This window comes from Arenicella sp. 4NH20-0111, assembly GCF_040366405.1.
Classification (GTDB): Bacteria; Pseudomonadota; Gammaproteobacteria; order Arenicellales; family Arenicellaceae; genus Arenicella.
Genome location: NZ_BAABWF010000024.1, coordinates 1 through 1,052, shown reverse-complemented (window position 1 = coordinate 1,052; position 1,052 = coordinate 1). Strand labels below are relative to the sequence as shown.

Annotated in this window: 2 protein-coding genes; both read right to left on the bottom strand. The window is 40.4% G+C overall.

Going from position 1 to position 1,052, the window contains the following annotated elements; all coding sequences use genetic code 11:
- Positions 1-98: 98 nt before the first annotated feature.
- Positions 99-407, bottom strand: coding sequence for a hypothetical protein (locus ABWW54_RS20070; RefSeq protein ID WP_353415001.1), 309 nt, complete (start codon positions 405-407; stop codon positions 99-101).
- Positions 408-444: 37 nt separating this feature from the next.
- A complete protein-coding gene (locus ABWW54_RS20065) occupies positions 445-1,035 on the bottom strand; it encodes a hypothetical protein (protein ID WP_353414999.1) in 591 nt (196 codons plus the stop codon).
- Between the last annotated feature and the right edge of the window lie 17 nt (positions 1,036-1,052).

Sequence of the window (1,052 nt, the reverse complement as noted above, 5' to 3'; positions counted from 1 at the left end):
AAATATAACGCCTTTGCAATGGGCGACGCACGAAGTGCGGCGTCCAGCGCAGCCAGCTTGCTGGCGAAGTGAATTTTGCAAACTTGTTATGTTTTATTCTATTCACTGAGTTTTATAGCATCCGTTGTTACCAATAATACCTTGCCCTTTTCGAAGAGAAAACCTGACGTGTAATCTCTGTACACACCTGGTGAGAGTGTTCTCGATATCGCCAACATAAACGAATTGTTTTTACGTCCATGATCTTTCGGGAGAAACTGTATGATGCCATTGAATTTTTCACCAGCATATTCAAATTTGTATTGGCTGTGCATTGGTAATTCAAAAATCCAATCTAAAGACTTAGATGCAATTAGAGCAACTTCTGTATCTACCGCCTCTTGTAAGAATAAAGTCCTCTCGAGCATCAGAACCTAGTAAACATAACGCCAAAAGAACCCGCGCCTACGGCGTCGGGTTACTTGCCTTGTTAGGCAATTTAAGGACATAAAATGCAGAGATAACATTTCTAGCCATCTCGAGTTCTTTTGAGTCTGTTCCATTACTCAATATTGTCAACGGGACTAGCACTTGTGAATGAGGTACAAGACCAGTAGTGACACTTGAATACTCTCCCGGAGGGATAGTAGCCACATCTTGATATTTTTTATCATTGAACCCTGCAAGTACCGCCTTTCCCAATGTTGTATCTAGGCTATATAAATTTATCTCACCCTCGACTGAGCTAGAAACATACTGTTCCGCTGTTTTAGCAACTATATCGGCAACAGTATCTAAGGAAAATCTCTGCTGTTTAATATTTTCGATAAACGTCATTTTAAAGCTCATTGGGTCATTTGGGTTCATTGAATAGAACTTGATTGTTCTCCCATCAGCACTTTTTATAGGTTTCCATGTTTTAGGCGTCGGAATATAGATACCTATGCCGGAACCAATACTAAGCGTGTGCAGACTGAAGTCTTCCTCACTTGCTGGTTCATCTGCTAGTACGATACTTCCTAAAACAAATAGAGCTAGTACGAGTAATTTCTTCACGTGTTCTCCTTTTTATG

Coding starts and splice junctions, on each gene's coding strand:
- ABWW54_RS20070 (WP_353415001.1), bottom strand. CDS start 407: ATGCTCGAGAGGACTTTATTCTTACAAGAGGCGGTAGATACAGAAGTT.